The 6,164-nt window shown below is 60.6% G+C and carries 7 protein-coding genes; 2 read left to right on the top strand and 5 right to left on the bottom strand.

Annotation, left to right across the window (positions count from 1 at the left end; translation table 11 throughout):
- A partial coding sequence (locus ACFE0K_RS03265) for a sigma-E factor negative regulatory protein (RefSeq protein WP_434534702.1) occupies nucleotides 1-335 on the bottom strand: 335 nt, incomplete at its 3' end.
- 4 nt (nucleotides 336-339) lie between these two features.
- Nucleotides 340-924 (bottom strand): RNA polymerase sigma factor RpoE, encoded by a 585-nt coding sequence (gene rpoE, locus ACFE0K_RS03260; RefSeq protein ID WP_297768830.1) that lies wholly within the window; start codon nucleotides 922-924, stop codon nucleotides 340-342.
- 200 nt (nucleotides 925-1,124) lie between these two features.
- On the opposite strand from rpoE, the gene nadB reads away from it, so the two are divergent.
- On the top strand, nucleotides 1,125-2,720 hold the full coding sequence (nadB, locus tag ACFE0K_RS03255) for an L-aspartate oxidase (RefSeq protein ID WP_434534701.1): 1,596 nt from the start codon (nucleotides 1,125-1,127) through the stop codon (nucleotides 2,718-2,720).
- Nucleotides 2,721-3,032: 312 nt separating this feature from the next.
- Here the strand turns inward: nadB and ACFE0K_RS03250 are convergent, their stop codons facing one another.
- A complete protein-coding gene (locus ACFE0K_RS03250; RefSeq protein ID WP_434534700.1) occupies nucleotides 3,033-3,428 on the bottom strand; it encodes a hypothetical protein in 396 nt (131 codons plus the stop codon).
- Entirely contained in the window at nucleotides 3,394-3,654 is a 261-nt protein-coding gene (locus ACFE0K_RS03245; protein ID WP_434534699.1) for a succinate dehydrogenase assembly factor 2, read from the bottom strand. The genes ACFE0K_RS03250 and ACFE0K_RS03245 overlap by 35 nt, the downstream gene beginning before the upstream one ends.
- Nucleotides 3,655-3,878: 224 nt before the next feature.
- On the opposite strand from ACFE0K_RS03245, the gene ACFE0K_RS03240 reads away from it, so the two are divergent.
- Nucleotides 3,879-4,817, top strand: a complete 939-nt coding sequence (locus ACFE0K_RS03240) for a YgfZ/GcvT domain-containing protein (protein ID WP_434534698.1) — start codon at nucleotides 3,879-3,881, stop codon at nucleotides 4,815-4,817.
- 164 nt (nucleotides 4,818-4,981) lie between these two features.
- Here ACFE0K_RS03240 and ACFE0K_RS03235 read toward each other — a convergent pair whose 3' ends face one another.
- Nucleotides 4,982-6,091 carry an enoyl-CoA hydratase/isomerase family protein gene (locus tag ACFE0K_RS03235; RefSeq protein WP_434534697.1) on the bottom strand — a complete coding sequence of 370 codons (1,110 nt, stop codon included), beginning with the start codon at nucleotides 6,089-6,091 and terminating at the stop codon, nucleotides 4,982-4,984.
- Between the last annotated feature and the right edge of the window lie 73 nt (nucleotides 6,092-6,164).

The following is a 6,164-nucleotide window of genomic DNA, read 5'->3' as shown; positions in this document are numbered from 1 at the left end:
GGCGCAGCACCGGGAGACTGGGTCGCCTCCCCGCTCCGCCAGCCCACCACCGTAGCCGCTGCAACGGATGCAGCCACTGCCAGACGGCTCACGCTACCCAGCCAGGCCGGACGACGCGCCGGCGCCTGTTCGGCGGACAGCGCCGCAGACAGGCTGGCGTTGAAGCCAGCAGGCACACTCGTGGATGGCTGGTTATGCATCACATCCCGGGCAAGTTGCCAACGAGACAGTGCATCCAGATCGGCATTGTCGATATCACGCATTACCCGACGGGTTTCCAGCTCGCTGGTCTCCCCATCAAGGAACGCAGACAGTGTTTCCAGGTCCCTGCTCATACACTCACCCTTTGTCGCCACGCTGGGAGCCCAAAAGCGGGCGCACAGCTGTATCAATTGCTTCCCGGGCCCGGAAGATGCGGGAACGAACAGTTCCCACCGGGCATTCCATTACCGCCGCGATGTCCTCATAGCTGAGACCCTCGAATTCACGCAGGGTCACGGCAGTTTTCAGTTCATGGGGCAGCTCTTCGATGGCTCGATGGATTACTGCCTCCAGTTCCTGTGACAACACGAGGGACTCCGGGGTTCCAATCTCGTGCAGCATTTCTGCACCGGCGTACTGCTCAGCCTCGGCCGCATCAAGGTCCGAGCCGGGCGGCCGCCGACCGGCGGCCACCAAATGGTTCTTGGCGGTATTCACGGCAATACGATAAAGCCAGGTGTAAAAGGCACTATCACCCCGGAAACGGGGCAAGGCACGCCAGGCTTTGATAAAGGCTTCCTGGGCCACGTCCTGCACTTCATCCGAGTCGCGCACATAGCGGCTGATCAGGGCGAAAATACGCTGCTGATATTTACGCACCAGCACTTCAAAGGCACGCTGATCACCGGTTTTGGCTTTCTTGACCAACTCTTCGTCTGACACCGATCCCCCGGATCTTTCGCGAAACGCGGATACATGGCAATGGCTGAATTTTCAGCCAATTAAAGCAGGCCATTGTAGCAGGTGTGAGGGTCGCGGCTATACTATAGGGCCGCTTTGCCACCCTTTTCACATTGCTTGAACATTTGTTCTGGCGCTAACAACCCGTGTGGGGCCTATCCACACAGGTCCAAGGATTGTTCATGGCCACCTTCCGACACGATGTACTCATCATTGGTTCCGGAGCTGCGGGATTAACTACCGCCCTGCGCCTCCCCGATGATTGCCGGATCGCCCTGTTATCCAAAGGCGAGCTGACCAGCGCCAGTACCTATTACGCCCAGGGCGGTGTCGCCGCGGTGCTGGATCAGGAGGATTCCCTGGAAAGCCATGTGGCCGATACGCACGTGGCCGGGGGCGGCCTGTGCCATGACGACGCGGTGCGTTACACCGTGGAAAACGGCCCGGATGCGATCCGCTGGCTGATTGATCTGGGGGTAGACTTCACCCGCCTGACCGGCAACAACGAGGGCTCCCTGCCCTATCACCTGACCCGCGAAGGCGGCCACAGCCATCGGCGCATCATTCACGCCGCCGACGCCACCGGCAAGGCCATCTCCGGCACCCTGATCGGCCAGGTGCGCAACCGCCCCAACGTCACCCGCTTCGAATACCGGGTCGCGGTAGATCTGATCCTGCAGGAGCACAGTGGCGAAAAACGCTGCTGTGGCGCCTATGTGCACAATATCGAGACTGGCGAAACCGATGTAATCCTGGCCCGCGCCGTGGTGCTGGCCACCGGCGGGGCCTCCAAGGTGTACCTGTATACCTCCAACCCGGATGTGGCCACCGGCGACGGTATCGCCATGGCCTGGCGGGCCGGCTGCCGGGTAGCCAACATGGAATTCATGCAGTTCCACCCCACCTGTCTGTACCACCCCAAGGCCAAGAGCTTCCTGGTCACCGAGGCGATTCGCGGCGAGGGCGGCCACCTGCTACTGCCCAGCGGCGAGCGCTTTATGCATCGCTTTGACGAGCGCGGCGAACTGGCCCCCCGGGACGTGGTGGCCCGCGCCATCGACCATGAGATGAAACGCCTGGGCGCTGACTGCCTGTATCTGGATATCAGCCACAAACCGGCGGATTTCATCATCGAGCACTTCCCCACCGTCTATGCCAAGTGCCTGCAACTGGGCCTGGATATCACCCGCGACCCCATGCCGGTGGTGCCCGCCGCCCACTACACTTGCGGCGGCGTGATGATCAACGACAACGGCCAGACCGACCTGCCCGGCCTCTACGCCATCGGCGAAACCAGCTTCACCGGCCTGCACGGCGCCAACCGCATGGCCAGCAACTCCCTGCTGGAGTGCCTGGTGTACGGTAAGGCCTCCGCCGAACACATCGGCGCCACCCTGGCCGACGTACCCGAACCCCGCGAGCACAAGGAATGGGACGAATCCCAGGTCACCGACTCAGATGAAGACGTGGTGATCAGCCACAACTGGGACGAGCTACGCCGTTTCATGTGGGATTACGTGGGCATCGTACGCACGGAAAAACGTCTGCAGCGGGCCCAACACCGGGTAGACATGCTGAAAAGTGAAATTGCCGAGTACTACAGCAACTACCACATCAGCAATGACCTGCTGGAACTGCGCAACCTGGTCGTCATCGCCGAACTCATCATCCTCTCCGCCATGCAGCGCAAGGAAAGCCGGGGGCTGCATTTCATGCGTGATTTCCCGGGAGTGAATGACGAGATTGTGGATACGGTGCTGACACCGGAACAGCAGTGAACAGTTAACAGTGAATAGTGAACAGCGCGCGAGACAGATTTCCGGTTCTGTTACGCAAAAAAGCCACGTCCAGAGCATGGGTGTGGCCTCCTGCCTTTGAACGGACTGACTCCGGGGGGCACCGCACCGTTGCCTTAAAAGTGAGTGTTCTGACCAAAGACCTAATCGCGCCGCCAGCGACGCTCCTACGGGCAAGCCGGGCATTTTGGTTTAGCAAAGTAAGAGGCCGCGTCCAGAGTTTGGACGCGGCCTCTTACTTTGAAAGCAGCAACAACGCCCACTCGCGCGCTGTTAACTATTAACTGTTAACTATTAATTGCTTTTCCTGTTGGTCCACAGCCACTGATAAAACGGCTGCAATTGCTCCCGAGGTGCCTGATCGTCGAACAGGTGCAGCCAGCCTTCCGGGGTCTGGATGGCCATCCAGGGGCCGGCGCGCAGTACCCGGCGAGGGGCTTCCAGTTCCTGCCAATGGCGGCCGATGAGAGTAAGGCGTTGTTCGTGGAGTTCCATCTGGGCGAGCTGAGCCGGCCGCCAGCCCCATACCAACAGCGGCAACGCCATTAGCATCAGTGCCGACGCCCACCAGGGCACCTGCGCCAGCAAAACCGCCGGGGTCACCACCGCCACCGCCAGCCAGCGAATCCTGGCGGGATAGCGAGAGGCATTCAGCTCAACCTTTTTTCGCGGAGACCAGAGCAAGGACATGCCGTACATACTCGCGCAATGCCGGGTCTTGTGGCTCACTGCGGCGAGTAAACCACTCGAACATGTCCGCATCTTCACAGGCGAGCAGTTTCGGGAACCAGGCCTGATGGTCCGGCGATTCATTATCGAAGTGATCGTCCAGATAGGCGAACAGCACCACCTCCGCCTCCGAGGCCCCACGGCGGCACTGCCAACGATATTGACGTTTCAGGTCATCATGACTCATTACTGCATTATCCTGATCAGAAATTGCGGCACCACGTTCCGCACCGTATGCGCATTATCCAACACCTGCCCTACTGACTCCAGCAGCAAACCTCGACCCCAAAAAAATTGCCAGTGACCGCAAATTCCTGCTTCATAGAGCCACGCTGCGGGCCTGGATTCAGGTACCATGTCCGATGATTTTTCGTCTCTATCGCAAGCACACCGAGCAATAACAGGAGCCCCATGAGCTGGTCCGATTTCATTGCCGCCCAGGCCTTGGCCAACAGTGCCGAGACTCCCTACATCAGTCATTGCGACCACCTGGCCGTGATCCGCGCCCACGGCGAGGAAGCCGCCCATTATCTGCAAGGCCAGGTGTCCTGCGATCTGCGCGAAGTCGATCAACAGGGCCACCGCAACGGCATGCACCTGACTCTCAAAGGCCGCGGCCTGGTCAGTGCACGTATCGTCCGCGATGGCGACGACTATCTGCTGCTGTGCCCTGCGGAGCTGAGCGAAGCGGTGATCAAGGCATTGATGAAATACCGGCTGCGCGCCAAGGTGGAATTCAGCGTGGACCAGGATCTCGTGGTGCTGGGTCTGGCCGGCAATCTACCCGCCGAGGCTCCCAATCACGGTAACAGCGCCGACACCGATCAGGGCCTGTGGCTGCGCTACCCCTTCACCGATCATGCCTTGCTGCTCGTCAAGCAGGACAACACCGAGCACGTCTGGCAGACCCTGGCCGCCGACCGGGGCACCACCGGCGCCAATGGCTGGCTGCAGGCCGATATCGACGCCGGCGAAGGCATGGTCTACCCCGGTGCGGAAGACCTGTTTCTGCCCCAGGTGCTCAACTACGACGTCACCGCCGGGGTGAACTTCAAGAAAGGCTGCTACACCGGCCAGGAAGTGGTCGCCCGCATGCACTTCAAGGGCAAGCTCAAGCAGCGTATGCAGCGCATCGACTACACTGCCGATGTGGACCTGACACCGGGCGAAACCCTCCGCGACAGCAACGGCAAGGCCGCTGGCGAAGTGGTCAGCGCCGCCCGCACCCCACAGGGCCGCGCCGCCCTGGTGGTACTGCGCCGGGATACCGATGGGGTGCTGTTCCGAGGCGAGCAGGCGCTGGACAGCCAGCTGGGCGCGCTGCCTTATTCACTACCGTGGAAAGAGTGAAACTTCAGTTAACAGTTAATAGTGAATAGTTAACAGCGGCGCGAGCTTGCGTCGTTGCTGTTTTCAAACGCAAAGAGGCCGCGCCCAGGTATTGGGCGCGGCCTCTTGCGGGGCAAAACCGGAAACCCCGTTTCGCGCGCTGTTCACTGTTCACTATTAACTGTTCAACCCAGCTCTGCCAGCGGATGCTTCGGCGCCGGGCACTCGAAGAAACCGTCGATATACGCCCTCGGTACGTCGTTGACGCTGCGGTGGCGGAAGCCAGGGTTGCCGTCCTTGTCGATCAGCAGGGCGCGCACGCCTTCGCGGAAATCGCCGTGCAGGGAGCACTGCACGGCCAGGCACCATTCCATACGGAAAATATCGGCCAGAGACAAATAGGTGGAGCGGGCCAGCTGCTCCCACACCAGGTGGGCCGTCTGCGGACAGCCACGCTCCAGGTTACCCAGTGCCTTGTCCAGCCAGCCATCGCGATCCTTGGCAGTGAGCAGCTGCTCCACCACCACCGGCAGGCTCTCGCCATCGCACAGGCGATTGATCTGCGGCAGGTGGTCGATCAGCGGGTGATTCAGCTCGCTCATGTCAGCGGCCTGTTGCTTGAACAGGCGATAGAGCACGGCCCGGTTGTCGGTGACGTCATCGGCGAAGTCCTGCTCCGCCAGTGCTGCCAGCAGGTTATCCGCATCGCCATCAACCATACGGTCGGCCATGCCGATTTCCACCGCTTCGCGGCCATTGATGTGCACACCGGTCAGGCCCAGGAACAGCCCCGCGCGACCCGGCAAGCGATTCAGGAACCAGCTGCCGCCCACATCCGGGAACAAGCCGATGTTGATTTCCGGCATGGCCATGCGCGAACGCGGGGTCACCAGACGAAAAGCCGCGCCCTGCAGCAGGCCCATACCGCCGCCCATGACAATGCCATCACCAAACACAACTACCGGAATCCGGCTGGTGTGGATGCGGTAATCCAGGGCGTATTCTTCGGCGAAGTACTGCTCGGTGAAGGGGTTTCTGCCCTGCCCGGCATGTTTCACCATGGACTTGTGCATCTGCACGATGTCGCCGCCGGCACAGAAGGCCTTGCCGCCAGCCCCCTCCAGCCAGATCGCCACCACATCGTCACGCTGCTCCCATTCGTCCATCTGCTTGCTGAGGGTCTGGATCATTTCCAGGCTCAGGGCATTCAGCGCTTTGGGGGCATTCAGGGTAGCGCGGGCGATCACACGGCCGCAGCGGGTTTCAATTTCGGAAAACAGCACGCAGTCAGACACGACAACTCCATAAAGCAGTGAATAATTAATAGTTAATAATGAATAACGCGCGAGATATGCCTTCCTGTTGTGC

Origin of the sequence: Alcanivorax sp. (assembly GCF_051117345.1) — a bacterium.
GTDB lineage: Bacteria > Pseudomonadota > Gammaproteobacteria > Pseudomonadales > Alcanivoracaceae > Alcanivorax.
The sequence above is the reverse complement of the archived record's forward strand: the minus strand, read 5'-3'. Positions and strand labels throughout refer to the sequence as shown.

Excerpts from the sequence above, each read along its gene's own strand:
- ACFE0K_RS03245 (WP_434534699.1), bottom strand. The coding sequence starts at position 3,654 with ATGAGTCATGATGACCTGAAACGTCAATATCGTTGGCAGTGCCGCCGT.
- nadB (WP_434534701.1), top strand. The coding sequence starts at position 1,125 with ATGGCCACCTTCCGACACGATGTACTCATCATTGGTTCCGGAGCTGCG.
- ACFE0K_RS03240 (WP_434534698.1), top strand. The coding sequence starts at position 3,879 with ATGAGCTGGTCCGATTTCATTGCCGCCCAGGCCTTGGCCAACAGTGCC.
- ACFE0K_RS03250 (WP_434534700.1), bottom strand. The coding sequence starts at position 3,428 with ATGTCCTTGCTCTGGTCTCCGCGAAAAAAGGTTGAGCTGAATGCCTCT.